At 50.0% G+C, this 26,262-nt stretch carries 20 protein-coding genes and 8 tRNA genes; 25 read left to right on the top strand and 3 right to left on the bottom strand.

Annotated features, from left to right (window positions below):
* Positions 1-3: 3 nt before the first annotated feature.
* The 22 genes from QTL79_RS10620 (at position 4) to QTL79_RS10515 (ending at position 18,210) form a co-directional block, all read left to right on the top strand.
* On the top strand, positions 4-2,139 hold the full coding sequence (locus QTL79_RS10620; RefSeq protein ID WP_346354945.1) for a peptidase domain-containing ABC transporter: 2,136 nt from the start codon (positions 4-6) through the stop codon (positions 2,137-2,139).
* Positions 2,140-2,676: 537 nt separating this feature from the next.
* Positions 2,677-5,154, top strand: a complete 2,478-nt coding sequence (locus tag QTL79_RS10615; protein ID WP_346354944.1) for an alpha/beta hydrolase family protein — start codon at positions 2,677-2,679, stop codon at positions 5,152-5,154.
* Between the two features lie 486 nt (positions 5,155-5,640).
* Positions 5,641-6,597, top strand: coding sequence for an aspartate carbamoyltransferase catalytic subunit (locus tag QTL79_RS10610; RefSeq protein ID WP_346354943.1), 957 nt, complete (start codon positions 5,641-5,643; stop codon positions 6,595-6,597).
* Entirely contained in the window at positions 6,581-7,870 is a 1,290-nt protein-coding gene (locus tag QTL79_RS10605; RefSeq protein ID WP_346354942.1) for a dihydroorotase, read from the top strand. Before QTL79_RS10610 ends, QTL79_RS10605 begins: the two co-directional genes overlap by 17 nt.
* The gene (gene carA, locus QTL79_RS10600) at positions 7,867-8,955 is read left to right on the top strand and encodes a glutamine-hydrolyzing carbamoyl-phosphate synthase small subunit (RefSeq protein ID WP_346354941.1); all 1,089 of its coding nucleotides are present in this window, start codon (positions 7,867-7,869) and stop codon (positions 8,953-8,955) included. Before QTL79_RS10605 ends, carA begins: the two co-directional genes overlap by 4 nt.
* Positions 8,934-12,155 carry a carbamoyl-phosphate synthase large subunit gene (carB, locus tag QTL79_RS10595; RefSeq protein ID WP_346354940.1) on the top strand — a complete coding sequence of 1,074 codons (3,222 nt, stop codon included), beginning with the start codon at positions 8,934-8,936 and terminating at the stop codon, positions 12,153-12,155. The genes carA and carB overlap by 22 nt, the downstream gene beginning before the upstream one ends.
* The gene (locus tag QTL79_RS10590) at positions 12,148-12,918 is read left to right on the top strand and encodes a dihydroorotate dehydrogenase electron transfer subunit (RefSeq protein ID WP_346354939.1); all 771 of its coding nucleotides are present in this window, start codon (positions 12,148-12,150) and stop codon (positions 12,916-12,918) included. The genes carB and QTL79_RS10590 overlap by 8 nt, the downstream gene beginning before the upstream one ends.
* Positions 12,915-13,856, top strand: a complete 942-nt coding sequence (locus QTL79_RS10585; protein ID WP_346354938.1) for a dihydroorotate dehydrogenase — start codon at positions 12,915-12,917, stop codon at positions 13,854-13,856. The genes QTL79_RS10590 and QTL79_RS10585 overlap by 4 nt, the downstream gene beginning before the upstream one ends.
* Before the next feature lie 266 nt (positions 13,857-14,122).
* Positions 14,123-14,842: an orotidine-5'-phosphate decarboxylase gene (gene pyrF / locus QTL79_RS10580; protein WP_346354937.1), complete on the top strand. Its 720-nt coding sequence runs from the start codon at positions 14,123-14,125 to the stop codon at positions 14,840-14,842.
* A complete protein-coding gene (gene pyrE / locus QTL79_RS10575; protein ID WP_346354936.1) occupies positions 14,839-15,414 on the top strand; it encodes an orotate phosphoribosyltransferase in 576 nt (191 codons plus the stop codon). Before pyrF ends, pyrE begins: the two co-directional genes overlap by 4 nt.
* A gap of 86 nt (positions 15,415-15,500) precedes the next feature.
* Positions 15,501-15,577: transfer RNA gene (locus tag QTL79_RS10570), tRNA-Asp, on the top strand.
* A gap of 3 nt (positions 15,578-15,580) precedes the next feature.
* Positions 15,581-15,655: transfer RNA gene (locus QTL79_RS10565), tRNA-Gly, on the top strand.
* 3 nt (positions 15,656-15,658) lie between these two features.
* A tRNA-Trp gene (locus QTL79_RS10560) sits at positions 15,659-15,734 on the top strand.
* Positions 15,735-15,819: 85 nt separating this feature from the next.
* Complete coding sequence (locus tag QTL79_RS10555) at positions 15,820-16,017, top strand: hypothetical protein (RefSeq protein WP_346354935.1); 198 nt, start codon at positions 15,820-15,822, stop codon at positions 16,015-16,017.
* A 231-nt stretch (positions 16,018-16,248) separates the two neighbouring features.
* On the top strand, positions 16,249-16,923 hold the full coding sequence (locus QTL79_RS10550) for a hypothetical protein (protein WP_346354934.1): 675 nt from the start codon (positions 16,249-16,251) through the stop codon (positions 16,921-16,923).
* A 14-nt stretch (positions 16,924-16,937) separates the two neighbouring features.
* Positions 16,938-17,309, top strand: a complete 372-nt coding sequence (locus tag QTL79_RS10545; protein ID WP_346354933.1) for a response regulator — start codon at positions 16,938-16,940, stop codon at positions 17,307-17,309.
* A 103-nt stretch (positions 17,310-17,412) separates the two neighbouring features.
* Positions 17,413-17,489, top strand: a tRNA-Asp gene (locus QTL79_RS10540).
* A gap of 4 nt (positions 17,490-17,493) precedes the next feature.
* Positions 17,494-17,569: transfer RNA gene (locus QTL79_RS10535), tRNA-Phe, on the top strand.
* A 6-nt stretch (positions 17,570-17,575) separates the two neighbouring features.
* Positions 17,576-17,650: transfer RNA gene (locus tag QTL79_RS10530), tRNA-Gly, on the top strand.
* Positions 17,651-17,657: 7 nt separating this feature from the next.
* Positions 17,658-17,732, top strand: a tRNA-Cys gene (locus QTL79_RS10525).
* A gap of 56 nt (positions 17,733-17,788) precedes the next feature.
* Positions 17,789-17,877: transfer RNA gene (locus tag QTL79_RS10520), tRNA-Leu, on the top strand.
* A 75-nt stretch (positions 17,878-17,952) separates the two neighbouring features.
* Entirely contained in the window at positions 17,953-18,210 is a 258-nt protein-coding gene (locus QTL79_RS10515) for a hypothetical protein (RefSeq protein WP_346354932.1), read from the top strand.
* A gap of 65 nt (positions 18,211-18,275) precedes the next feature.
* Here the strand turns inward: QTL79_RS10515 and QTL79_RS10510 are convergent, their stop codons facing one another.
* A complete protein-coding gene (locus tag QTL79_RS10510) occupies positions 18,276-18,482 on the bottom strand; it encodes a hypothetical protein (RefSeq protein WP_346354931.1) in 207 nt (68 codons plus the stop codon).
* Positions 18,483-18,575: 93 nt separating this feature from the next.
* Here QTL79_RS10510 and QTL79_RS10505 point away from each other — a divergent pair, with 93 nt between their 5' ends.
* On the top strand, positions 18,576-21,506 hold the full coding sequence (locus QTL79_RS10505; RefSeq protein ID WP_346354930.1) for an insulinase family protein: 2,931 nt from the start codon (positions 18,576-18,578) through the stop codon (positions 21,504-21,506).
* Positions 21,507-21,609: 103 nt separating this feature from the next.
* Here the strand turns inward: QTL79_RS10505 and QTL79_RS10500 are convergent, their stop codons facing one another.
* The gene (locus QTL79_RS10500) at positions 21,610-22,689 is read right to left on the bottom strand and encodes a type II asparaginase (protein ID WP_346354929.1); all 1,080 of its coding nucleotides are present in this window, start codon (positions 22,687-22,689) and stop codon (positions 21,610-21,612) included.
* Positions 22,690-23,135: 446 nt separating this feature from the next.
* On the opposite strand from QTL79_RS10500, the gene QTL79_RS10495 reads away from it, so the two are divergent.
* Positions 23,136-25,034 carry a type I glutamate--ammonia ligase gene (locus tag QTL79_RS10495; protein ID WP_346354928.1) on the top strand — a complete coding sequence of 633 codons (1,899 nt, stop codon included), beginning with the start codon at positions 23,136-23,138 and terminating at the stop codon, positions 25,032-25,034.
* A 57-nt stretch (positions 25,035-25,091) separates the two neighbouring features.
* On the opposite strand, the gene tpx is transcribed toward QTL79_RS10495, so the two are convergent.
* Positions 25,092-25,607 (bottom strand): thiol peroxidase, encoded by a 516-nt coding sequence (gene tpx, locus QTL79_RS10490; RefSeq protein WP_346354927.1) that lies wholly within the window; start codon positions 25,605-25,607, stop codon positions 25,092-25,094.
* A 157-nt stretch (positions 25,608-25,764) separates the two neighbouring features.
* Here tpx and QTL79_RS10485 point away from each other — a divergent pair, with 157 nt between their 5' ends.
* Positions 25,765-26,262 carry a ferritin family protein gene (locus tag QTL79_RS10485; RefSeq protein ID WP_346354926.1) on the top strand — a complete coding sequence of 166 codons (498 nt, stop codon included), beginning with the start codon at positions 25,765-25,767 and terminating at the stop codon, positions 26,260-26,262.

The following is a 26,262-nucleotide window of genomic DNA, read 5'->3' as shown; positions in this document are numbered from 1 at the left end:
AAATTGGCAGATGAAAATAATAAACAAGAAAAACTGATTGATACCGGTCTCAGCTGCCTGGTCGTTGCTGCAAAATACTACGGCATTCCGGCCGACGAGCAGCAGCTCAAACGGGCTTATGTTGTAGCCGGCAGCATGGATGCGCTGGGGATGGCGCGGGCAGCCAAAGAAATCGGCTTGAAATCGAAACCGATACAGACGGATCAGCGCCAGTTCGAGCGCTTGCCGTTGCCGCTCGTCGCACAATTGAAAAACGGCAATTATGTGGTAGTGCTGCGGCGCGAGGAAGACGGCAGCTTGGTGCTGTTCGATCCGTACCGGCCGACGCCGTTTTTGCTGCCGGCGGCGAATTTTGCCGGTGCCTGGAACGGCACGGTGGTGTTGTTCACGCGGCGCTGGACCGAAGAGGCGAAGAAGCGCTTATTCGGGATTCGCTGGTTCTTGCCGATTGTTTGGCGATACCGGCAGCCAATGTTTCAGGTGTTGTTTCTGTCGTTGGTGCTGCAGCTATTCGGTCTGGTCAGCCCAATGTTTACGCAAATCATCATTGACAAGGTACTGGTGCATCGCAGTGCGCCGACGCTCGATGTTCTGGTTTGCGGCATGGTGTTCGTGTCGCTGTTTCAAACCTGGATTCAAGCGCTGCGCAGCTATTCGTTTACGCATACGACGAACCGGATAGACGTGATTTTGAGCACCAAGCTGTTTCGTCATATCACGGCGCTGCCAATGAAATATTTTGAACAGTGGCAGGTTGGCGATATTGTGGCGCGCGTGCGCGAACTGGAGAACATCCGCCAGTTCATTACCGGCACGGCGCTGACGGTCGTGCTGGATGCAGTGTTTGCTTTGATTTACATTGTGGTGATGTTTACATACAGCAGCTATCTCGGGCTGGTTGCGCTGGTGATTTTGCCGGCGTATGTGCTGCTGAACCTGGTTGTCACGCCGATCTACCGGACGCGGCTCAACGAAAAATTCAACGCGGCCACTGACAGCCAAAGTTTCATGATTGAAGCGGTGACTGGGATTCAAACCGTTAAATCGCTGGCGATTGAGAATCAATTTATCCAGAAGTGGGAACGGCTATTGGCGCGTTATATCAAGAGCGCGTTTTCCACTGCCAATCTGGCCAATGTAGCCGGCAACATCGGCTCGTTGATTCAGCAGATTTTCACGTTGGCCATTCTTTGGCTGGGCGCGTTGCAGGTGATGCAGGATAAATTGAGCGTCGGCGAATTGGTTGCATTTCAAATGCTGGCCGGGCAAGTTGTCGCGCCGATTCTGCGGCTGGTCAATCTGTGGCAGAATTTCCAGCAGACGCAAGTGTCGATTGACCGGTTGGGCGACATTATGAATGAAGGCGCGGAGCCTTCGTTCAATCCGAACCGGACGACGCTGCCGGCGATCTCCGGCGAGATTGTATTTGACCGTGTCGTTTTTCGCTATCGCAGCGATCTGCCGGAAGTATTGGCTAATCTCAGCCTTCGAATCAAAGCCGGTAGCCGGATCGGCATTGTCGGTCGTTCCGGTTCCGGCAAAAGCACGCTGACCAAACTGATTCAGCGGTTGTACGTGCCGGATTCCGGCCGTGTGATGATTGACGGCGTCGATCTGGCACAAGTCGAGCCGGCGTGGCTGCGGCGCCAAATCGGCGTGGTGTTGCAGGAGAATTTCTTGTTCAACGGTACAGTGCGCGACAACATTGCGGCGGCGCGGATCGGCGCAGCGGACGAAGAAGTGACGCAAGCCGCAACCATCAGCGGCGCGCACGGGTTTATTGCCGAGATGCCGGAGCAGTATGGCGCGCTGGTTGGCGAACGCGGCGCGGCGCTGTCCGGCGGACAGCGGCAACGGGTGGCGATTGCGCGGGCACTTCTCACCGATCCGAAAATATTGATTTTCGACGAAGCGACCAGTGCGCTGGACTGCGAATCAGAAAAAATCATCATGGACAATTTGGCACAGATTGCCGCGGGTCGCACGCTGATTATGATTGCGCATCGACTGGCAACGGTGCGCGATTGCGATACGATCTTCGTAATGGAGCGCGGCCGGTTGGTCGAAGCGGGAACGCATGAAGAGCTGCTGGAACTGCGTGGCTATTATCACGAGTTGTATATGCAGCAATTTGCGTAAGCTATGATGCTGTCTCAATGGGCGTTTGCCGGTTGGGACAGCGTTCTTTATATGCGGATGCGAACGGTGCGCTGACTGTTTATGGAAGCAGGCAAGGCGTGTTATGCAGAAGAATAGGAACAAATGGGATGATTTGTTATGAAAATAACACTTGCCAGTTTCAGGGAAATTCTTTATAATCAAAATGTAAATTCGAAATAAACGGACAACTCGGAATTGTTTGCGAGTTCCGACAGACGCAAGCGCCTGTTGCTTTTTGCTCGTGAAAGACTGTCTGGTCAGTCAGTTTATACTCTCAACTACATACATATACAAGTGCAAGAGAACAAGAAGTGTGCGCAGGTTCATTCGGGCGGCGCGTCCAGCGACGACGCCGACAAGGACCTGTTTTTTTTGCGCCCATTTTCATTGTTGTTCTGTTGCCGAATGCTGTTGTTTTGTACGCGGCGCCGCGTTCAAAATAGAAAATGACGAGGAGTGAAAGGGGAACGAATAACGCGTAGGGGTTGGGTTGCAAAAAAGAGAGGAGAGTGCGGGATGATTATTAAAAGTTTGGCGGATCGCTTGTTTACGGATTTTAAAAGCGATGTAAAAGGGTTGGCTGAAGATTTGGGCGACGTGGTTGGGGGCCAGGTTTCCCGGGTTGTGCGGCAGGGCCCGGTCAAAGTGATCAAGGATGTGGTCGAAGATGCCGGTCATGCCATTTTCGGTCAGGACGGGCCGCATCCGATTCGCGACGCGGTCAGCTTTGTCGAAGGCGTCGGAACGATTGCGGCCGATACCGCGATCAATATTTTCAATGCACTGCCGGGACACGGCAGCATGCCGGTTGTCGAGACGCTGCCTGGCAGCATCAATGCGGAACCGAATAAGGTGATTGCGGACGCTCACTATCACAGCGAAGCGTCGCTCGGCGATCTGTCCTGGCTGATTTACAAAGCGAAAATGGTGACGAACACGCAAATTACTGATAAATGGAAACTGTACAATGACGTCGAAACGAGTCATGGCTACAACAGCCGCACCTACATTGACGAAGCGAACAAACAGGTTGCTATTACGCTGGAAGGGACGCAGCCGAACAGCAAGCTGAGTCCGCTGTGGCTCAGCAAGGACGGCTTGACGGATCTGGAGATCGGTCTCGGCGTGATTCCGCCGCAAATGCGTGAAGGGTACGAGGCATTCAAAAAAATCGTTGCCGATGTGGAAAACAAATTTGTTGCGCAGGGCTACGGTCTGTCGGTGGCCGGCCATTCGCTTGGCGGCGGACTTGCGCAGCTTCTGTCTGGTATGTACTTCATCGATACCGGCAAAGCGCTGCCGACAGTTGCGGAGGCCGGCCCCGGCATGTTGCGGCAATTGGAAATGTATGCAGAACAGCAATTGTTGGCCGGCGAAACGATTCATTTGCCGACTGGTGGAACTTACAAACTGCATGCCGGAACGCTGCTGCAGCGCGCCAACGAGGCAAAAGCGCTTGTAGCCGGATTTAAATCGGAAGACTTCAGTAATGTGGTAAATCTGATTACCGATCTCGATCCAGTCGGTCACGTCAACTATAACGTGGATCCGAGCAAAGACGGCCATGTCGGCGTCGATATCATCGCACCGCATTTCCTGACCGCGCGTGAAGATTTGCAGGACATCGAATACGTTGCGCTGAAGCCGGTCAATGAACAAAACATTACGACGCCGTCGACGATGCCGCATGATCCGTTGGGGATTATGGATGGACTTCATGACATCAGCGCGACGCGCTTTGATCGCCATGAACCGGATCAATCCGATGCGCTGTGGTCCGGCACTGCGGTCGGTCTGAAGGATTTTGACGGAGATATCGGTCTCGGCACAGCGGTATTTCGCGATTACGGGCCACCGAAGAAAGTATGGACGGGGTCGGATCTGACGATTGCCGAAGTGAAGCTGTTCGCCGATAACAGCAACAGCGTGATCAACGTGAAGAATGCGGTGCATGGCAAACAAAACGCCGCTGTGTTTACGCGCGACGGCAATCACATTGTGTTCGGCAGCGACAATGGCGATCAGATCGTCAACGGTGCCGGCAACCAGACGATTTATGCAGGCAAGGGTGACAACTACATTTACGGCGGCAGCGGCAACAGCCTGATTTACGGCGGCGGCGGTCACGATATCATTTATGCCGGCAGTGGCAATAACGTGATTGTCGGCGGCAGCGGCGACTCGCTGTTGTTTGGCGGAACAGGCAACAATACGTTTGTTTGGTCGGCCGGCAACGACATCATTCGCGGCGGAAGCGGCAATGACACGATCACAGTCAAAGCCGGCGCAAGCGGCGACACGCAAATCAAATGGGAACGAAATTTCAAAAATTTCGGCAACGATATCGTGAGCATTGAAGGGGCAATGGAGAAAACAGGTCACCTGACATTTAATTTTGTCGATGAGATTCGCTTTGGCGACATGCAGTGGTCGCAAAATGGCGCGGACATTGTGATGACCGACAACAAAGGCGACAAAACGGCGACGGTTACGTTCAAAAATGCGCTGGACATGTTTGCGGCAAATGACAATCAACTCGACTTTAAATTTACAAATGGCCGGTTGTATCAAGATGATGAATTGTATCATGTGCGGGCCGGCAAAAATGTTGCCGCCGATGCAAGCGGCGCGTACAAGGGCAGCATTTTGATTGGCACGGCGGACGGCAGCGTGCTGACGAGCGGCAGCGGCAATGATTTGCTGTTCGGCGGCAAAGGACACGATGCGTTCGTATTTGAAAACAATTTCGGACATGATCAGATCGCGGTCAGCGATGCCGACGATACTGTGCGCTTCAACCAAGCGTTTAATGTCGATGAGTTTTCGCTATTGAAAAAAGGCAATGATCTTGTCATCGATTATCAACAGCGCGGTTTGCCGCGCGTCAATGAATTGATGATCAGCAATTGGGCCGTCGGCGATAAAGTAAATCAATTTTCATTCAGTGACGGTCTGTACAAAATTGATCACAATCAATTCGTAAAAGTGTCGTAAGAGAACTGAATGGTGCGGCAGGCAGGCGGATTTGCCTAGATGCCGCACCATTACTGTTTGTGTTTAATGAAAAGACAAATGCTTTCGTGTTAGCGTGATTACGAGACAACCAGGCAAAATACCATTGACAAAGTTGACGCTGCGTGATAGCATACTACTCAAGGAAACTGAATAGCGCCTTTAAACTGGTCCTGTGAGGCCGGAAAGGAGACATACTTCAAGGGAATTTTCTATGCCTTCTTGTGCCGCACGCGCCAAGAAGGTATTTTTTTATGCCGCCGCGCTGTTGATTGACAATGACAGCGCGAACCTGATAGTATATATATAATCTGTTTTTGTATAAATAAACAGCTTATGGCGACAGGTCGGCATGAAAGACCCTTCATATTAAGTCGTTTAAGGTGATTCGGAAAGGTCGGGGAGGATGTTTATGCAAGGTGTCTTATCCGGCTGCAAGGAGTTATTCATATTTTAGGAGGGGTTGGCATGGCAAAAGGTAACGTGTCGCTGCGCGGCAAAGACATTCTGGGATTGGAGACGATGTCGCAGGCTGAAATCGAATTGGTGTTGGATACGGCAAAGGAAATGAAAACGATCATTGACCGCGATATCAAGAAAGTGCCGACATTGCGCGGCAAATCGGTCGTAAATCTGTTCTTTGAACCGAGCACGCGTACGCGCACCTCGTTTGAACTGGCCGGAAAATATCTCGGCGCTGATGTGGTGAATATTACGACGAGCGCCAGCAGCCTAGTCAAAGGCGAAAGCTTGCGTGATACGCTGTATACGGTTGAAGCGATGGGCGTCGACGCGATTGTGATGCGTCATGAAGCCGAAGGCGCAGCGCAGTTTGCGGCGGGGATTTCAAAAGCGGCAATCATCAATGCCGGTGACGGCGCGCATGCGCACCCGACGCAAGGATTGTTGGACATGTTTACGATTCGCGAGCAGAAACAATCGCTGAGCGGTTTGAAAGTTGCAATCATCGGTGATATCCGCCATAGCCGCGTAGCTCGTTCGAATATCTGGGGCTTGACGAAAATGGGTGCCGAGGTGCATCTGTTCGGGCCGCGCACGCTGCTGCCGCAAGAATTGGAAGCCTGCGGCGCGCACGTACACAAACGAATTGAAGATGCGCTCGACGGCGCGGATGTCGTCAATGTGCTGCGCATCCAGCGCGAACGGCAGCAAAAAGGGTTGTTTCCGTCGGCGCGCGAATATGCGCGGCTGTTCGGAATCAACCAAAAGCGGCTGGCGCTGGCAAAAGAAGATGCGATTGTCATGCATCCGGGACCGATGAATCGTGGCCTGGAAATTGCGCCGGATGTGGCGTATGGTGCACGCTCGCTGATTCAAGAACAGGTCAAAAACGGCCTGGCGGTACGGATGGCGCTGTTATTCTTAGTACTGATGGGAGGGAAACAAGTTGAAACACTTGCTTAAGAACGCAACGATCATTAATCCGGCCGGAGAATTTTCCGGCCGCGGCGATATCCTGATTGAAGACGGAAAAATTGCGGCGATCGGCAACGCGCTGCAGGATGCTGCGGCGACGGTGATCGACTTGGACGGGAAAACGGTTGTGCCGGGCTTGATCGACATGCATGTCCATCTGCGCGATCCGGGGCTGGAGGCGAAAGAAGACATTTATACAGGCACGCGTGCGGCGGCCGCCGGCGGTTTTACCTACGTCGCCTGCATGCCGAACACGAAGCCTGTTGTTGATCAATCGATTCTGGTTGAAGGGATTTTGAGCCGGGCGGCGGAATGTGGCGCAGCCAAGGTTGGCGTGATCGGTGGCTTGAGCAAAGGGCAGTGCGGTCAGGAACTGGCGGAAATTGGTGATATGATCGCATCCGGCGCGGTGGCGATTTCCGATGACGGCCATTGCGTCGGCAACGCAAAATTGATGCGTACGGCTCTCGAATATACCAGCATGTTTGACAAAGTGATCATTTCGCATGCCGAAGAAGAATCACTGGTCGAAGAAGGCATTATGCATGAAGGAGCGGTATCGGCCAAACTGGGGATGAAAGGCCGTCCGGCCGTGGCCGAAGACATTGCGGTCGCCCGCGACGTATTGCTGGCCGAATTCGTCGGCGCACCGGTGCATATTGCGCATATCAGTTCAAAGGGTGCGGTGGAACAGGTGCGCAGCGCAAAACAGCGCGGCGTGGCGGTGAGCGCGGAAGTGACGCCGCATCATCTGGCGCTGACCGACAGCGAAATAGAGCGCTTCGACACGGCGTTCAAGGTGAATCCGCCGCTTCGTTCGCTCGATCATCAAGACGCGCTGATTGCCGGACTGAAAGATGGTACGATTGAAGTAATTGCCTGCGACCATGCGCCGCATGCATTTGAAGAAAAAGACGTCGAATTCAAGACGGCGCCGAGCGGCTTTACTGGTCTTGAAACGTCTCTGGGCGTGGTGCTCGAAGAATTGCATCACAAACGCGGTTTCAGCCTGGAAGACATTGTGCGCTGGATGTCGGTCAATCCGGCACGGGTGCTCGGAATCGACGGCGGAAAAATCATTGTCGGCGCGGCGGCGGACTTGACGGTGATTGAACCGGATACTGTCTGGACGGTTGAGCCGGAGAAGTTTTATACGCGCGGCCAGCATTCGCCGTTCAAAGGACGGAGCTTGCGCGGCAAGGCGGTGATGACGATCGTCGACGGACGGATTGTGATGAAGGATGGCGAGGTGACGGTATGAAAGGAAAATTGATCTTAGAAGACGGCAGCGTATTTCACGGCGAATTGCTTGGCGCGGCAGAGGCGATCGGCGAAGTCGTGTTCAATACCGGGATGACCGGGTACCAGGAAATCTTAACGGATCCGTCGTATTGCGGCCAAATCGTGACGCTGACATATCCGCTGGTCGGAAATTATGGCGTCGCGGAACGGTTTCAACAGTCGCGACAGTCATTCGTGAAAGGCTTTGTAATCAGCGAATTGTGCGATCATCCGAGCAACTGGACGATGGAAGGTACGCTCGGCGAGTATCTGCTGAAGAATAAAATCCCCTGTCTGCATGGCGTCGATACGCGTGCGGTAACGCGCAAAATCCGCTCAACCGGCGCGATGCGCGGGATCATCGTAGCGGCGGAACTGGAGGAGGCGGAAATCGCCAAACGTTGGCAGCAAACGCTGTCGGCCGATGTCGTCAAGGAAGTGACGACGCCGCAGCGCTATGAAATTGCCAATGACGGACCGCATGTCGTGGTAATGGATTTCGGAATCAAGAAAAACATTCTGCGCTCGCTGGCCGAGCATGGTTGCCGCCTGACGGTGGTGCCGGCCGATACCAGCTATCAGGAGATTCGCGAACTGCAGCCGGACGGCGTATTCCTGTCGAACGGCCCCGGCGATCCGAAGGCGGTGCCATTTGCGATTGAAACGATCCGCGCAATGATCGGCCGCTGGCCGATGTTCGGGATCTGCCTCGGTCATCAACTGCTGGCGCTGGCGTTCGGTGCGGACACCTACAAGATGAAGTTCGGCCATCGCGGCTCGAACCATCCGGTGAAAAATCTGGCTAGCGGCCGCGTGCACATCACGTCGCAAAATCATGGCTACGCCGTGCGCGAAGAATCGCTGGCTGACAAAGGGCTCGTCGTGACGCATCGCGCGGTGAACGACGGCAGCGTCGAAGGAATGAAGCATCAACTGCTGCCGGTGTTTTCGGTGCAATACCATCCGGAAGCCGCACCGGGCCCGGATGACAATGTGTATCTGTTTGAACAATTTATGGAACTGCTGGCTAAGGAGGTCGCATTATGCCAAAAAAACAATATCTGAAAAAAGTATTGGTGATTGGCTCCGGTCCGATCATCATCGGACAGGCGGCCGAATTCGACTACGCCGGCACACAGGCTTGCCGCGCGTTGAAAGAAGAAGGACTTGAAGTTGTTCTCGTCAACAGCAACCCGGCGACGATTATGACAGATGCGAATATTGCCGACCGCGTATATATTGAACCATTGACGGTGGATTTTCTCGAAGCGGTCATTGCAAAAGAGCGTCCGGATGGATTGCTGGCGACATTGGGCGGGCAAGCCGGTCTGAACCTGGCGGTCAAGCTGCATGAAGAAGGGATTTTGAAAAAGTTTGGCGTCGAGCTTTTGGGCACATCGTTGGAAGCGATCAAAAAAGCGGAAGACCGCGAACTGTTCAAAGAAACGATGGAAAAAATCGGTCAGCCGATCCCGGAAAGCACGATTGTCGAAGATGTGGCCAGCGCGCTGCAGTTTGCCGGCGAGATCGGTTTTCCGCTGATCGTGCGCCCGGCCTATACGATGGGTGGCACCGGCGGCGGTATTGCGCAAACGGAAAAAGAACTGACGGAAATCGTCACGCGCGGTCTCAAGCACAGCATGATCGGTCAGGTACTGATCGAACGCAGCGTTGCCGGTTGGAAAGAAATCGAATATGAAGTGATGCGCGATGCGGCGGACAACTGCATCGTCGTCTGCAATATGGAAAACATTGATCCGGTCGGCGTGCATACCGGCGACAGCATCGTCGTGGCGCCGTCGCAAACGCTGACCGACCGCGAATACCAAATGCTGCGCAGCGCATCGCTGACGATCATTCGCGAACTCGGGATTGAAGGCGGCTGCAACGCGCAATATGCGCTCGATCCGAAAAGCGAACGCTACATCGTAATCGAAGTCAATCCGCGCGTCAGCCGTTCCAGCGCGCTGGCGTCGAAAGCGACCGGCTATCCGATTGCCAAAGTAGCGACTAAGGTTGCGATCGGCTACCATCTCGACGAAATACCAAACGCGATCACCGGCAAAACGATGGCCTCGTTTGAACCGACGCTTGACTATGTTGTAACGAAATTCCCGCGCTGGCCGTTCGACAAATTCAATTTTGCCGATCGTGAACTGGGCACGCAAATGAAAGCGACCGGCGAAGTGATGGCGATTGACCGCAGCATTGAAGCGTCGCTGCTCAAGGCGATCCGTTCGCTGGAAATCGGTCTCAACCATATCGAGCTGCCGGCGCTGGCCGAGCAAAGCGTTGATGAAATCCGCAAGCTGCTCAAGGAAACCGACGATGAACGGCTGTTCGTCGTGGCCGAAGCGCTGCGCCGCGGCATTGACGTGACGGAAATCCATGCGGTAACCGGCATCGATCCGTTCTTCCTGCACAAAATCAACTCGATCGTGCTGTTGGAAGCGGAACTGGCGACGCGCGGCTGTCTGCCGGAGCTGCTGGAAGCGGCGAAGAAAAAAGGGTTCGCCGACCGTGCGATTGCTCGCCTAGTCGACAAAAGCGAAGACGAAATCCGCGTGCTGCGCAAACAGCTTGGACTGACGCCGGTCTACAAGATTGTCGACACCTGCGCGGCCGAATTTGAAGCGACGACGCCGTACTATTATTCGACATACGCGCAGGAAGACGAGGTGGCACCATCGACGCGTAAGAAAGTGCTGGTTCTCGGTTCCGGTCCGATTCGGATCGGGCAGGGCGTCGAGTTTGACTACTGCTCGGTTCATTCGGTCTGGGCGCTCAAAGAACTCGGTTTTGAAACGATTATCGTCAACAACAACCCGGAGACGGTCAGCACCGACTTCGATACGGCCGACCGGTTGTACTTCGAACCGCTGACGACGGAAGACGTAATGAACATCATTGACAAGGAACAGCCGGAAGGCGTGATTGTGCAGTTTGGCGGCCAAACCGCAATCAATCTGGCCGGACCTCTGGCGCGCGCCGGAATTCCGATTCTCGGCACCAGCGTTGCCGACATTGATCGCGCGGAAAACCGCGAAAAATTTGAAGAACTGTTGGAAAAACTGGGCATTGCGCGGCCGCGTGGTACAACGGTCGTTGATGAGCAAGGGGCGGTCGAAGCCGCAACCGCCATCGGCTATCCGGTCGTCGTTCGTCCGTCCTATGTGCTTGGCGGCCGGGCAATGGAAATCGTGTACGGCGAAGCGGATCTGCGCAACTACATGCGCTATGCGGTCAAGGCGTCGCCGGAGTATCCGGTGCTGGTCGACCGCTACATGCAGGGCAAAGAAGTGGAAGTCGATGCGATTTCCGACGGCGAGACGGTGCTGATACCCGGCATCATGGAACATGTCGAACGGGCCGGCGTCCATTCTGGCGACAGCATCGCGGTATATCCGCCGCAAACACTGGCGCAGGACGTGTTGGATAAAATCGTCGATTGCACGAAGAAACTGGCCGGCGGATTGGCGGTCAAAGGACTGATCAACATCCAATACGTCGTGGTCGACGGCGCAGTCTATGTGATTGAAGTGAATCCGCGTTCGAGCCGCACGATTCCGTTCCTCAGCAAGGTCACGAACATTCCAATGGTCAATTTGGCGACGCGCGCCGCGCTGGGCGTGAAAATTGCCGACATGGGTTACGGCGAAGGCTTGTTGCCGGCCAAACCGTATGTTGCGGTCAAAGCGCCGGTGTTCTCGTTTGCCAAGATGCAACAAGTCGACATTTCGCTCGGGCCGGAAATGAAATCGACCGGCGAAGTGATGGGCTCGGACTATCATTATGCGCGTGCGCTGTATAAAGCGATTGTCGCAGCCGGAATGAACGTGCCGGAACGCGGCAACATCTTGTTCACCGTCGCCGACAAGGACAAGGCCGAAGCCGGCGTGCTGGCCAAAGGCTTTGATGAACTGGGCTACCATCTGATTGCGACGAGCGGAACTGCGGCGTATCTAAGCAGCCTGGATCTGGAAGTGAATGTGGTTCATAAAGTGCATGAACTGAAACCGGATATCATTCAAATGATTAAGACCGGAAAAATAAACATGGTCGTCAACACGCTGACGCAAGGCAAGGAGCCGGAGCGTGACGGCTTTAAGATTCGTCGTGCGACGGTTGAACACGGCATCCCCTGCCTGACGTCGATGGATACTGCAAAAGCGGTGCTTAAAGTGCTGCAATTCATGCGTGAACGCCGGCTGGTCTATGTGTTGGCGCTGCAGGATTATGTCGGAGGAGGGGACGCGCTTGCCTAAACGGCTGCTGCACGGAAAAATCGTTGCCAACGAATATGTGGCGACTGGCATCAAACGGCTGATTATCGAAGCGAAAGAACTGGCGGAATTGGCCGTTCCCGGCCAATTCCTGCATCTGCGCTGCCGTGAAATCGGCGCGGACCCGCTGCTCAGGCGTCCGATCAGCATTTCGGACATTGATCGGGCGGTGGGACGGTTGACGCTACTCTATAAAATCGTTGGCAAAGGCACGGCGCTATTGGCGCAGCTGGAGGCCGACGAATGGGTCGATTGCATGGGCCCGCTCGGCAACGGTTTTGCGCTGCGCGGCGAAAAACCGCTGCTGGTCGGCGGCGGCATGGGACTTGCGCCGTTGGTGGCACTGGCCAAAGCGCTTTGCCCTCGTCCGACCGAAATTTTGCTGGGCGGCCGCGGCAAAGAAGAATTGTTTTGGACGGAAGCGTTTGCTTCCAGCTGTCAAAATGCACATCTGACAACCGACGACGGTTCGGCCGGCCTGAAGGGGACCGTGGTCGACCTGTTGCCGCAACTATTGGCCGCAGGCGGCTATGATTCCGTTTATACTTGCGGACCGCGGCCGATGATGGAAAAAATCGCTGCGTTGGCCAAAGAATACGGGATCGATTGCCAGGTATCGCTGGAAGAATATATGGCTTGCGGCGTTGGCGCCTGCCTGGCCTGCAGCTGTGCGAAAACGAACGGCGGCCGCGCGAAAATTTGTCTGGACGGACCGGTGTTTGACGCCGAGGAGGTGTTCGGATGAAGCAGGGAGATTATACGCAAAGCGAACAGAACGAACGGCTGGCGGTGACGGTGGCCGGAATCCGGATGAAAAATCCGGTCATGGTTGCATCCGGCACATTCGGTTTCGGGTTGGAATATGAAGACTACGTTAATTTGAACGAACTCGGCGCGCTGGTCGTCAAAGGAACGACGCTTGCGCCACGCGCCGGCAACGGCGGACGGAGGATCGCCGAGACGCCGGCAGGGATGCTTAATTCGATCGGCCTGGAAAATCCAGGCGTCGATCAACTGATCGAAACGATTTTGCCGAAACTGTCCGGCTATGATGTGCCGGTGATCGTCAATATTTCCGGCAACACGTCCGACGAGTACGGCGAATTGGCGGCGCGCCTTGACTCTACGCCGATTGCGGCGCTAGAACTGAACATATCCTGTCCCAATGTCAAGCAAGGTGGTATTGCGTTCGGCACCGACCCCGAAATGGCGGCCAGTGTCGTCGAAGCGGTGAAAAAGCGCACGTCGAAACCGGTGATCGTCAAGTTGTCACCAAATGTGACCGATGTGACGCAAATTGCCAAGCGCGTCGAAGCAGCCGGTGCCGATGCGCTGTCGCTGATCAATACGTTGCTGGGCATGGCGATTGATGTGCGCAGCTGGCGGCCGCGCCTCGGTAATGTCGTCGGCGGCCTGTCCGGCCCAGCGGTGAAGCCGGTCGCGTTGCGAATGGTCTGGCAGACGGCGTCTGCCGTCAACATTCCGATCATCGGCATGGGCGGCATCATGACCGCTGAAGACGCGGTCGAATTTTTGCTGGCCGGTGCAAGTGCGGTATCGATCGGCACGGCCAATTTCGTCAACCCGCGCGCAGCTGTCGATGTTGCTGTCGGAATCGGCGACTATCTCACAGAACGCGGTCTGAATCAAGTCGGCGATTTGGTCGGCAAGCTGATCGTGTAACAAGACGGTTTAACACGAAAATTGTAGGGGTTGTCTAAAAAACAATTTTTAAAAACGAAACACAGAGGGGCAAGGGATGAGAGGAAAACGAAGAGCTGAGGCGATACATATCGCCCCAGCAAAAAAACAATAATAATCCCTCTTCGAAACCCACATTTCCCTCTTACTCCTCTGTGTATAGTTAAATTGTTGCAAACGTGCATTTGAGGTAATCACCAATGGAAGAACGGGAATAGTTATGGTCAATGAAAAAGGAGGCGGAGCGGATGGCGGATCAACGGTTGATTGTGGCGCTTGATACAACGGATAGAGCGCGCGTGGAAGCTCTGGTCGGCGAATTGGGAGAGTTGGTCGGTTATTATAAAGTGGGTATGGAATTATTCTACAGCCAGGGACCGGACATCGTCCGCTGTCTGCGGCAACAGGGAAAAGAAGTGTTTCTCGATTTGAAACTGCACGATATTCCGAACACCGTGGCGCAGGCACTGCGTCCGCTCGTCGGTCTTGGCGCGACGATGCTCAATTTGCATGCGTCCGGCGGCACAAAAATGATGAAAGCGGCGGCGACGGCGCTGCGCGAGGAAGCTAAGCTGCGCAATGTGCCTTGTCCGAAACTGATTGCAGTTACGGTGCTGACCAGCATGGATGCAACAGAATGGGAATCGTTGGGCTGCGTGCGTGAAATAGCCCAGCAGGTTAGTGAATTGGCGAAAATGGCGCAGGCGGCCGGATTGGACGGCGTTGTCGCATCATCGCAAGAAGCGGCGTTGATTCGCAAGGCGTGCGGCGATTCGTTCGCAATCGTAACGCCGGGAATTCGTCCGGCTGGCAGTGCGACGGACGATCAGGCGCGAATTTTGACGCCTAGAGAAGCGATTGAGGCTGGAGCCGATTACTTGGTTGTCGGGCGGCCGATTACAGCTGCACTAGAGCCGCGCAAAGTGGCGGAAGATATTTTACGCCAAATGAAGGAGGGAAAGTTATGAACGAGGCGGAAGTGAAAAAGTTGTTCATTGAAACTGGTGCGATCATGGAGGGACATTTTCTTTTGACGTCTGGTTTGCATAGTGCGATGTACGTCGAAAAATTTCAGGTGTTGCAACATCCGAAATATACCGAATGTCTCTGCGCTGCATTGGCCGAGCGCTTTAAAATGGCTAATGTCGGTGTCGTGATTGGTCCGGTGACAGGAGGTATTCTTCTTGCACATGAAGTAGGCAAAGCGCTCGGTACGAGGGCGATCTTTACTGAACGAGTCGACGGGAAGATGACGTTGCGTCGAGGTTTTTGCATCGAACCGGGAGAACGAGTTTTGGTTGTCGAAGATATCATCACTACCGGAGGCTCGGTTGATGAGGTTATTGAAGTTGTCAAAGCGCAAGGCGGCGAACTCGTCGGCGTCGGCGTACTGGTGAATCGTAGCGGCGGCAAGGCGACTTTTGAGGCTCCGCTGGAATCATTGCTGGACCTGACGATTGAGGCCTATTCGGCAGAAGAATGTCCGATGTGTAAAGCCGGGGAACCGATGACTAAAAGAGGTAGTCGTAACATTAAATAGATAAAACAGTGATAAATTTACATAAAAGATAAAAAAGCATCTTGTCAGGTTATTTTACTTATGGTAATATAGATAACGTAGCAAGTGGCCCTGTGGTGTAGCGGTCTAACATGCCGCCCTGTCACGGCGGAGATCGACGGTTCAAATCCGTTCAGGGTCGCCATTTGCGGAAATAGCTCAGCGGTAGAGCATCGCCTTGCCAAGGCGAGGGTCGGGAGTTCGAATCTCCTTTTCCGCTCCATTTAGGGGTATAGCTCAATTGGTAGAGTAGCGGTCTCCAAAACCGTTGGTTGAGGGTTCAAGTCCTTCTGCCCCTGCCAGAATTCCAAGGGATTTCTCAAAAGAGAGATCCCTTTTTGTCTGTAGCGATTGAAAGCGGTAAATATATTAAATGCAGGTGGCGCAATGGATAAGAAAATGAATCGTTGGAACGAAAAACTAGTTACTGGTTTATGGCAATTGGGCAACGTTGTTTTCGCAATGCTGGTAGGCCTATCGTTTATGATGGAAAAAAGCGGTGAAATGACAGTCAAAGGGCTACTGGTTCTGGCTATGTCGGTCTTGTTGCAGCGTTATGTCTGCGCCTGGATTTTCAAAAAATAGTCAGTTCTTTTATTTTTCATAAGGTTTTCATATAGCAGGGAGCTTAATGGAATGATTGTGAAATGGAAAATCGGATTGGACATAGGTTGTCCCGAGTGATATACTCAAGCGTGGGTTTATGCGTCACAGAGTTTCTCTGTGACTTTTCTTGTTTATGAAGAAGAAATGATGGGCAGCAGGTTTTCCTATTAAACTAGCGAATTATATAACATTGAATGAAAGGAGGATACAATGAGCGAACAGATCGAAACGCAGGAATGGCCTTTTTTAAAAGAATTACCGACAACGGTGCTCGGCTTTTCTTTGGACTTACAAGAGCAAAAACTTGCAGGGCGAACCCAGTTGTTTAGTTACCAGGATGATAAAAAGCGACTAGGCTTTTCTGCAATGTATGATAAAAATACAAAAGAATACAGTATCAGACGTAAAATTGGTTTAACCGAATTCTGCGATATTGACTTTTGTACAGAACAGTTACCTAGATTTGAACAGCTTTTGCAGGAGCGAATGCAAGAGAGTATGAGGCAAATGAGTAATTTTGACGAAGCTTTATTGGATTCCATCGTTATTAAGAAAGAGATACTGCAGTGGGGGCGAGAACTTGAGTTGTCCGCGAAAAGCCACGGCTTCTTATTGTTTGTCGAGCCTTGTCGCCCGGTTAAAGTGATCAATGGATCCTATATGGTGCTGGATTATAGTGACTTTTTAAATGAAAGTAATTTGGTGGTATATTATAATATGTTTCGTGATGACTTTTTTGCCGAAATTAGAATTCATCGTTTGCCGGAAATGACAACTTTATTTGATGCGACAACAACAAAGGAACTCGATGTGATAATAAAGCAGCATTTGGAAGAGGTGTTGCAGTATATGCGGGGGAAAATTGACAATGAGACAGCTGTGTAGAGGAGAGGTGAAAAATGGCTAAAATCTTGGTCTGCGATGATTCTGCTTTTATGAGAATGATGTTAAAAAAAGTACTGATTGAACAGGGACATGAAATCGTCGGAGAAGCTGGCGATGGAATGGAAGCTGTCGCTCAATACGAAAAATTACAACCAGAATTAGTGACGATGGACATAACGATGCCTAAAATGGATGGCATAGAGGCAGTGAGGCGGATTCATGAATTAAATCCGGTAGCGCGGATTGTTATGGTTACTGCTTTAGGGCAAAAGGCCATTATCACTGATGCGCTGAGAGCGGGAGCGGCAGATTTTATTGTTAAACCCTTTGATCCGGAAAAGGTCGCCTCTATAGTGAAGAAAGTACTAGATTTGGATGCGGTATAATCAAGGTGGGAATTTTGTTGCAAAGATAAAATTATTATGGTAACAAAAAAGTGTTGACAATACATTGTGCGATGACCTATAATAGTCAATGTGATTGGTTAACGGCCCTGTGGTGTAGCGGTCTAACATGCCGCCCTGTCACGGCGGAGATCGACGGTTCAAATCCGTTCAGGGTCGCCATTTTGCCACGGTAGCTCAGTCGGTAGAGCAGAGGACTGAAAATCCTCGTGTCGACGGTTCGATTCCGCCCTGTGGCACCATCATTTGCGGAAATAGCTCAGCGGTAGAGCATCGCCTTGCCAAGGCGAGGGTCGGGAGTTCGAATCTCCTTTTCCGCTCCATATTCGAGGCGACATAGCCAAGTGGTAAGGCAGAGGTCTGCAAAACCTCTATTCCCCAGTTCAAATCTGGGTGTCGCCTCCAAATTTAAATTTATATGTTTAATATAGAGGATGCCTAGGCAATAGCCTATCTGCAATGCGAGCGTGGCGGAACTGGCAGACGCAACGGACTTAAAATCCGTCGGGTAGTGATACCCGTGCCGGTTCGATTCCGGCCGCTCGCACCACTGTTCATTTTTTCTCCTGACTAGTCAGGAGTTTTTTAGTATTCATTTTCATGAAAATTTTGAGGGGGGTCTTCAATGGACGATATACGTGAGGCCGCTTTAGAATTGATAGAAAGCATTCGTAATTTAACGATTGCCGAAATAATGAAGGAAGACATGATTCAGGATATTATGGCGGTAGAGAAAGTCTTATGCGAAAATGATGATAAAAATAAAGTCCATCAGATTGTGGCCGGTTTGAATGGTAGTATGATAGCGTTTTTGGATTTTTCTAAGCTTATGAAGCCTTATGAAAAATGGAAAAAAGCCGTTGGAGCGGTATTGTTTAAATAGAAAACGACCGTTTGCTCACAGCAGCAGACGGTCGTTTGTTTTGCAAATATCGTAAGCCGTTTTCATTAAGGAAGTAATGCTGGTAGGAATGGCGGAGAGAAGTCGCGAATTGCAATAAGTAGGAAGATAATTCCGGCTAGGAACATTAAAATGGCACGCTGAAGATTTGCGTTGGCTTTATAGGACAAGAATGCAGCTCCGATCAGTGTGATGCCAAGTAGAATGCCTCCGGCAAAAGAAGCCAGATTAATGAGTGCTGAAAAATCGAACATAATAATAACTCCTTTTTAGATAGAATTAGACAAGGATTGGTTTTACAAATGGACGAATATAAACAAGGGCGATTATTGATAGGAGGAATAAGCATGCTAGAGTGTGAGAAGGTGTATCACGGATTCAAGGTGCGTAGTTGCGAATTAGTTGAGGAACTGACGGCCCGCTGCTATATGTTAGAACATGAAAAAACCGGTGCACGTTTATTATATGTGGAAACCGGAGATGATAACAAGGTCTTTTCAATAACCTTTCGCACGCCGCCGACTGATAATACGGGGGTAGCTCATATTTTAGAGCACAGCGTATTATGCGGCTCACGTAAGTTTAAACTGAAGGAACCATTTGTTGAACTGGTGAAAGGTTCGATGAATACGTTTCTAAATGCGATGACCTTCCCTGACAAAACGATGTACCCGGTAGCCAGCCGCAATGAAAAAGATTTTCGCAATTTAATGGATGTATATTTGGATGCGGTGTTTTTTCCGCAAATTTATGATCGGCCGGATATCTTTAAGCAAGAAGGCTGGCATTATGAATTGGATTCCGTAGATGATGACGTGAATTATAAAGGCGTTGTTTATAATGAAATGAAAGGCGTCTTTTCATCGCCGGATACAAGATTGGAACAAAGTGTGATGGAAGCGTTGTTTCCGGATACTACGTATGGTTTTGAATCGGGCGGGGATCCTAAATGTATTCCTGAATTGAATTATGAAGACTTTCTGGATTTTCATAAGAAATTTTATCACCCGGCGAATGCTTATCTGTATCTATATGGCAATATGGATATCGAAGAAACATTGGCGTTCATTAATGCAGAATATCTGCAGCATTTTGAAGCGATGCCCATTCAATCGAATATTCCAAAACAAGTTGTTGAAACGGAACAAATTCGCCAAGCTGGATATCCGATACCGGAAAGTGAAGATGCATCGGGTAAAACATACCTTAACATGAGTTTTGTTGTTGGCGAAGGCTTTGATGCTGAGTTGACACTTGGCATGCAATTGTTAAACTATATATTATTGGATAGCCCAGCTGCGTCGATTAAAAAAGCTCTTATTGCGGCGGGAATCGGCAAAGAAGTCAGCGGTGCCTATGCTAAGAGTTTACTGCAGCCGGTGTTCAGTTTTATTGTCAGCGGTGCAGAAAAAGATGACTGCGAAAAATTTCGTACAGTGGTCTTACATGAATTGAAGCGGTTGCGTGAGGATGGCATTGATCTAATGCTAAAGCAAGCGGCGCTGCATCGACTCGAATTTTCTTTGCGTGAAGCAAATTTTGGCAGTTACCCCAAAGGATTAATTTACAATATCCGTTGTATGGATAGTTGGCTCTATGACGCTAATCCGCTGTTGCATCTTAGCTATATGCAGCCGCTAGAAAAGATTAAACGCGAAGTGGCGAATGGCTACTTTGAGCGTTTGATTGATACGTATTTTCTTGCCAACCAGCATCGAGTTACCGTGGTGCTGTCACCGGAGCCTGGGTTGCTTGATGTGGAGGCTGTGCAAGAACGAGCACAACTTTCAGAATATAAATCGATACTTACGCAAGAAGAGATCGTAGCATTGATAAACGATTCGGAAAAGCTGCGTAGCGAACAAGAAAAGCCCGATTCGCCAGAAGCACTGGAAGCAATTCCTTTACTGGCAATAGGTGACATAAAAAAAGAAATTGATCAATATGATAACCGGGTTGAACAATGGAATAACAGTACCGTTGTTCAGACATATTGCGATACGAGAGGGATCGTATATTGTAATCTTTATTTTGATTTGAGTCAGCTTGACAAACAGGATGTTTCATTCGTTTACTTATTGGCAGAATGCCTTGGTAAAATTGATACAGGCAAAAGTAGCTATGAAGACCTGGTCAGTCGAGTGGATTTGTGCTGTGGTGGAATTGATTACGGAATCAAAGTCTACACGAATCACTCTAACCACAGGCTTTTTCAAGGGAAAATGGTGGTCAGGACGAAGGTTTTAGCGGAGAAAATAAGTGAGGTTACGGCCTTGCTCCAGGAAATATTGTTAGAAAGTTTATTTGAGAAAGAAGAACGTTTGTATGAAATTGTTCGTGAGTTGAAGGCGGACTGGCAGACGAATTTGTTTCGACGCGGTCAACAGTTGGTAAGTAATCGCGTTTTGTCTTATTTTTCAGCTGCGGCTCAATTTAGTGAAGGTGGTGCACTTGATTTTTATCATTTTCTTTGCCAAATTGAGAAAAAATGGGAGCAGGAAAAGCAAGCCGTTGTTGAAGGCTTGAAGCGGATTTCCCGAGGTGTGATTACGCGGGAAAACTTGACGCTGGGAATTACTTTGGAAGAGAATAAAGGCCCATTACTTGCAGTGACGTTTAATGAATTCATAGCCGCGCTGCCGAACAAAGCTGAGAAGTCGGTACCGGATGCAAAAATGAACAGCAATAAAACGACTCGCAATGAAGGTCTTCTGATGCCGGCGCAAGTTCAATACGTCGTCAAAGCGGCAAATTATCGTGATTTAGGATACCAGTACACCGGCAGCATGAAGGTATTGGAAACGATACTTCGTTATGATTATTTTTGGACAAAAATTAGGGTGCAAGGCGGCGCTTATGGTGCCTTTGTTCGCTTCGATAGAAATGGGAATATGATCTTTGGCTCATATCGTGACCCTAATTTACTGGAAACGTTGGATGTATATGATCGCACGGCTCAATACCTGAAGACGTTTTTGCTCAGTGAGCGCGATATGCTGAAATACATAATTGGTACGATGAGCCAAATGGACATGCCGCTGACTGCCCAACAAAAAGGTGAACAGGTTGAAAATTGGTATTGGAGAAACATTGACGACGAAGAACGCCAGCGAGAGCGCAATGAAATCCTTGCGACGACACCGGAGGATATACGGGAATTAGCCGAGCTCATTCAAGCGGCCATGGCGGAAGATTATCTTTGCGTTATGGGCAATGAAACCGCGATCCGTGATGCAGCAGACCGCTTTGAAAAACTAATTGATATCGGGCTGTTTTAGCTTAAAAGAATATTGTTTCTCATTATTCGGTTTCTAGCAATAAAGAAAAAAGGTGTCTCAAATAAGGCGGAAAGCCTATCTGAGACACCTTTTTTACTAAAGATTAGTATTCCCAGAAAATCCGTTGAATTTCAGCCGGATCATTGGTTTTAGTCAGTGCCAGCATCAGCAGGATGCGAGCTTTTTGCGGGTTCAGTGTATCAGAAGCCGAGAAGTGCAGAGCATCATCATTTGCTTCACCGTTGCGTGCAACGATGCCGTTGCCGGTACGCGAACTTCTGACGATCGCAATGCCTTGTTTTTGCGCATCAACCAGCGCGTCTTTGACCGGGTTTGCCAGACTGCCGTCGCCGACGCCCGCGCAAACAATGCCTTTTGCTCCAGCGGCGACAAAGGCGTCAACAGCTACGCGGCTGACATTGGCATGTTCATATACGATATCGACTTGTGGCAGATCTGTCAGGTTGCGTACGTCGAATTCGGATTTCGTGGTGTGCTTGCGAGTGCTTTCTTTATAGAAATGCGCTTTACCGGCTTGCATATAACCGAGATAGCCAAGTTCCGGTGCGCGGAAGGTGTCGAGCAATGCGGTGTTGGTCTTGGTTACTTCACGTGCGCCGTTGATTGCATCGTTCATGCAAACCATGACGCCTTTGCCGCGCGCTTCTTTGCTGCCGGCAAGAATTACGGAGTTGTACAGGTTCATTGCGCCGTCAGCGCTCATCGCCGTAGGCGGGCGCATTGCGCCGACAATGACAACCGGTTTGTTGCTTTTTACAACAAGATTTAAGAAATAGGCCGTTTCTTCGATCGTGTCGGTGCCGTGTGTTACGACAATTCCGTCTACATCATCGGAAGCGAGCAGTTCATTGACGCGTTTGGCCAGTTTCAGCCAAACTTGGTTCGTCATGTTTTCACTGGCGATTTGCGAAATCTGTTCGCCGCTGACATTGGCAACTTGCTTCAATTCAGGAACGCCGTTGATCAATGCATCAACCGGGAACACTGCTGCGGTGTAGCCGACCGTAGTCGTGCTGCTGGCGCCGGAACCTGCAATCGTTCCGCCGGTGGCCAGAATTTTCACGTTGGGCAGTTTGGCCGGGGTTTCAGCTGCAAAACCGACTTGCATGCTGAACATGAGGAGACAGACGAGAGAGAGAAGTGTGACGTACCGTTTCTTCATAAAACCAACTCCTTTAATTAGAATATTGAGTAGTTTCAAACTACTCAAACAATATATTATCATACTTTAGTGTGAAATAAAAAACGAATAAGACGCAAAAAATCGCCTTAGATTGATAATTAACGCACATAGATATGCATAATGAATACAAAACTATCGACAGCTAATTTTTATAGAAACGATGTCCGCTGTTAAAAGACAGCCATTGCAAAAGCCAAGTACGATCAAAGGAGAAATATAAGAAAATTTGTTACACGTATACATGGATTTATGAAAAAAACTGCTGGACAATTGATTATGATAAAGTTATAATACGTAACATAGTAATAATATTTAGAGTCAATGGCGACTCCCGTGTATCACCAACTTGGTTGAGACAACGGGAGTTCTCTGTTTTTCCAGCGGTAATTCATTTTCATCATAAAATTAAACTGGAGGGGTATGTAATGAGTGAGTTGTTGTATCTGGTTCCGGCGGGTAAATATCAAAAGCAAGAATTGGTGGAGTTGTTAAAAAATCATTCCGAAATCAAATTCGTTTCGCTGGTCGGCATCGACTTGGCAGGCAATGATACGGATGAAAAAATCCCGATGTCGTTGTTCCTAGACGACATGGATTCCTTTGTCAATGGCGGCGCAGTTCAAACCGACGGGTCGTCGGTTGTGCTGACCGGCATTGCAACGCTGAACAATGCCAAAGTGGACATGCTGGCCGATATGGATGTGAACTGGTTCGTCGATTACAATCATGAACATTTCGATGAAGAAACCGGCAAACCGGTCGGCACGCTGCGCATTCCATGCTTCTTGGTTCATAACGGCGTGCGCGTTGACTCGCGTGCTGTGTTGGCGGACAGCTTGGCGTATGCAAAGGACGAGCTGATGGCCTTGTTCAAAAGCAATCCCAAAGTTGCCGGTCTCAGTCATATTGATGCCAGCGAAATCGAAGACATCATCTTCACGTCGGCAACAGAATTGGAATTTTGGGTAAAAACTCCGGCTAACCGTGCGGAAGTAGGCGAATTGTCAGCATCACAAGTCATGCAGGAACAATATTGGCAGCGTACGCGCGGCGAAGTTCGGACGGCGATGGAACAAGCCGTCATCATGCTTGAAAAGTACGGTTTGGAGCCGGAAATGGGGCATAAGGAAGTCGGCGGCGTAAAAGCGCAAATTGATGAAGGCGGTCGACTGAGTCACGTTATGGAACAACTCGAAATCGACTGGAAATTCTCGACCGGCTTGCAAACGGCCGACAATGAATTGCAAGCCCGAATTGTCGTAAAAGAAGTTTTCCGTGCAAACGGGTTGGAGGTCAATTTTAAAGCGAAACCGATCATCGGCGTTGCCGGCAACGGCGAACACACGCACATCGGTCTGGCAGCGAAATTAAAATCCGGCAAAGTCGTTAACTTGTTTTCGCCGGAAGACATGAAAAAGGATTTCTTGAGTGCAGTTGGTTATGGCGCAATTATGGGCGTTCTGAAGCACTACGAAGTAGTCAATCCGTTCATTTCTTCGACCAATGATTCGTTGAATCGTCTAAAGCCAGGTTTTGAAGCGCCTGTTTGCATCGTTACGTCGCTTGGACACACTCCGGAAGTCCCCTCGCGTAACCGTACAATTTTGGCCGGTCTGGTTCGAGACATCAACAATCCGCGCGCAACGCGTTTTGAAATGCGCTCACCGAATCCGTTCACCAATACATACATTGCATTGGCGGCGATTTATCTGACCGTATTGGATGGCGTAAAAGCAGCTGTCGAATCGGGCAAGGACACGAACGGGTTGCTTGCTGAGTTGTCGAAGGAAGCTGGCGAGACCGGATTCTATCTAGACAAAAATCGTGCGTATCGTAGTGAGCATGACGTGTTTGATGATTACAGTGATGAGGAACGGGCGCGTTTGTTTGGTAAACCACCTGCTACTGTTTGGGAAAACATGCAAGGAATTTCTCAATATCCGGAAAAAGTAGCTGCGATTACGGCAAGCAAGGCATTCAGCAGTGCTATTATTGACGCTTTTGTTGCAGGCGCACTGGTTCGCTGGAAAACAGAAATTCTGACTCGCATTATCCCGGATAATCTTGAAGTGGTAAGAAGCTGCAAAGCTTGCAGCTTAGCCGATGCTGGCAATGAAGTGGATGCAACCAACTGGAAGGCTGTTCAATCTTTGCGTAGTGAACTTGCTAAAGACAGTGGTGCGCAAAAATCGATTTTTACGCAGATTAAAGATGCGATTACTAGCTGCGACTATGAGAAAGCCTCGGAATTGCAAATCCTTATGACAGAAAAAATGGGTCAGCTGATCATTGCTTACCAAGAATACAAACGTAACTTGATTTAAAAAAACAGAAGAAGCCTGCAAAGCAACGAAGTGCTTTGCAGGCTTCTTCTGTTTTTTCTATTTAAGAGCAGCTTTAACCGCTTGCAGAGCCGATTCGTAATTCGGTTGATCGCCAACATTCGGCACATATTCAACATGACGGACGATGCCGGCGGCGTCGATGACGACAATGCCACGGGTAAGCAATCGGAATTCATCAATTACAAAACCATAATTTAGGCCGAAGTTAAGATCCTTATGATCGGAAACCGTGTGCACATTTTCAATGCCTTGTGTGGCGCAATATTTTTTCAAAGCAAAAGGAAGATCAACGCTGATAGAAATGATTTTCACGTTTGGCAATTTTGCGGCTTCTTCATTGAACCAACGTGTTTGCATATCGCACACAGAGGTGTCGATAGATGGAACGACACTGATGATACGGATATGGCCGGCTGTGCTTTCTAAAGTAAACGGAGTCAAATCCGTATTCAAAGCAGTAAAATTTGGTGCAGAAGTACCGATTTTAACTTCAGTGCCGACCAGGGTAACGGGATGGCCGCCGAACTTTACGATTCCATTACGCTTATTCATAACTAAACACTACCTCCTAGGTATATTTTATATAAATTATCGTAGCATAATAAATAAAAAAAGTAAATGATAATTATTATTTATTAATTCCCAAAGGAATTTGACGATTCACGTCGAAAGATGATAAGTAATATCATATGGAAGGGCAGGCGATATTATGAGAGAAAAACTGTTCAGCGATGTAGAAGGATTACGGATAGCGATGGAAATTGAGGCGCGCGGCATGGCTTTTTATCAAAAAGCGTATGAGCATGCACAAAAGCCAGAACATAAGGATTTGTTCTTGTTTTTAAAACACGAGGAAGTTGCTCACTATGAGGCGTTTAAGTCTATGTATGAACAAATAAAAGCGCAAGATGGTTCGCAGGATACGGAGTATTTGTTTGATCAGGAATCTTCACGTTACTTGACGGTCTTGGCTGAAGGACATGTTTTTCCTGCAAGTGATACGGCTGCGACTGCCGTTGCTAAAATGGATTCTTTAGAAGAGGTACTCAAATTAGCGTTGCAGGCGGAAAAAGATTCTATTTTGTTTTATGACGAGCTTGCACGTCAGTCTAAGTTTGAAAAGGCCAAGAAAATTTTCAGTAAGCTCAAAGAAGAAGAACAAACGCATGTAGTTAAACTGCGTGAAATTATTAAAGGTTGGGCATAA

Source organism: Azotosporobacter soli (genome assembly GCF_030542965.1).
Lineage (GTDB): Bacteria > Bacillota > Negativicutes > SG130 > SG130 > Azotosporobacter > Azotosporobacter soli.
The sequence above is the reverse complement of the archived record's forward strand: the minus strand, read 5'-3'. Positions and strand labels throughout refer to the sequence as shown.

Excerpts from the sequence above, each read along its gene's own strand:
- QTL79_RS10615 (WP_346354944.1), top strand. The coding sequence starts at position 2,677 with ATGATTATTAAAAGTTTGGCGGATCGCTTGTTTACGGATTTTAAAAGC.
- QTL79_RS10610 (WP_346354943.1), top strand. The coding sequence starts at position 5,641 with ATGGCAAAAGGTAACGTGTCGCTGCGCGGCAAAGACATTCTGGGATTG.
- carA (WP_346354941.1), top strand. The coding sequence starts at position 7,867 with ATGAAAGGAAAATTGATCTTAGAAGACGGCAGCGTATTTCACGGCGAA.
- carB (WP_346354940.1), top strand. The coding sequence starts at position 8,934 with ATGCCAAAAAAACAATATCTGAAAAAAGTATTGGTGATTGGCTCCGGT.
- QTL79_RS10585 (WP_346354938.1), top strand. The coding sequence starts at position 12,915 with ATGAAGCAGGGAGATTATACGCAAAGCGAACAGAACGAACGGCTGGCG.
- pyrF (WP_346354937.1), top strand. The coding sequence starts at position 14,123 with ATGGCGGATCAACGGTTGATTGTGGCGCTTGATACAACGGATAGAGCG.
- pyrE (WP_346354936.1), top strand. The coding sequence starts at position 14,839 with ATGAACGAGGCGGAAGTGAAAAAGTTGTTCATTGAAACTGGTGCGATC.
- QTL79_RS10555 (WP_346354935.1), top strand. The coding sequence starts at position 15,820 with ATGGATAAGAAAATGAATCGTTGGAACGAAAAACTAGTTACTGGTTTA.
- QTL79_RS10550 (WP_346354934.1), top strand. The coding sequence starts at position 16,249 with ATGAGCGAACAGATCGAAACGCAGGAATGGCCTTTTTTAAAAGAATTA.
- QTL79_RS10545 (WP_346354933.1), top strand. The coding sequence starts at position 16,938 with ATGGCTAAAATCTTGGTCTGCGATGATTCTGCTTTTATGAGAATGATG.
- QTL79_RS10515 (WP_346354932.1), top strand. The coding sequence starts at position 17,953 with ATGGACGATATACGTGAGGCCGCTTTAGAATTGATAGAAAGCATTCGT.
- QTL79_RS10510 (WP_346354931.1), bottom strand. The coding sequence starts at position 18,482 with ATGTTCGATTTTTCAGCACTCATTAATCTGGCTTCTTTTGCCGGAGGC.
- QTL79_RS10505 (WP_346354930.1), top strand. The coding sequence starts at position 18,576 with ATGCTAGAGTGTGAGAAGGTGTATCACGGATTCAAGGTGCGTAGTTGC.
- QTL79_RS10500 (WP_346354929.1), bottom strand. The coding sequence starts at position 22,689 with ATGAAGAAACGGTACGTCACACTTCTCTCTCTCGTCTGTCTCCTCATG.
- QTL79_RS10495 (WP_346354928.1), top strand. The coding sequence starts at position 23,136 with ATGAGTGAGTTGTTGTATCTGGTTCCGGCGGGTAAATATCAAAAGCAA.
- tpx (WP_346354927.1), bottom strand. The coding sequence starts at position 25,607 with ATGAATAAGCGTAATGGAATCGTAAAGTTCGGCGGCCATCCCGTTACC.
- QTL79_RS10485 (WP_346354926.1), top strand. The coding sequence starts at position 25,765 with ATGAGAGAAAAACTGTTCAGCGATGTAGAAGGATTACGGATAGCGATG.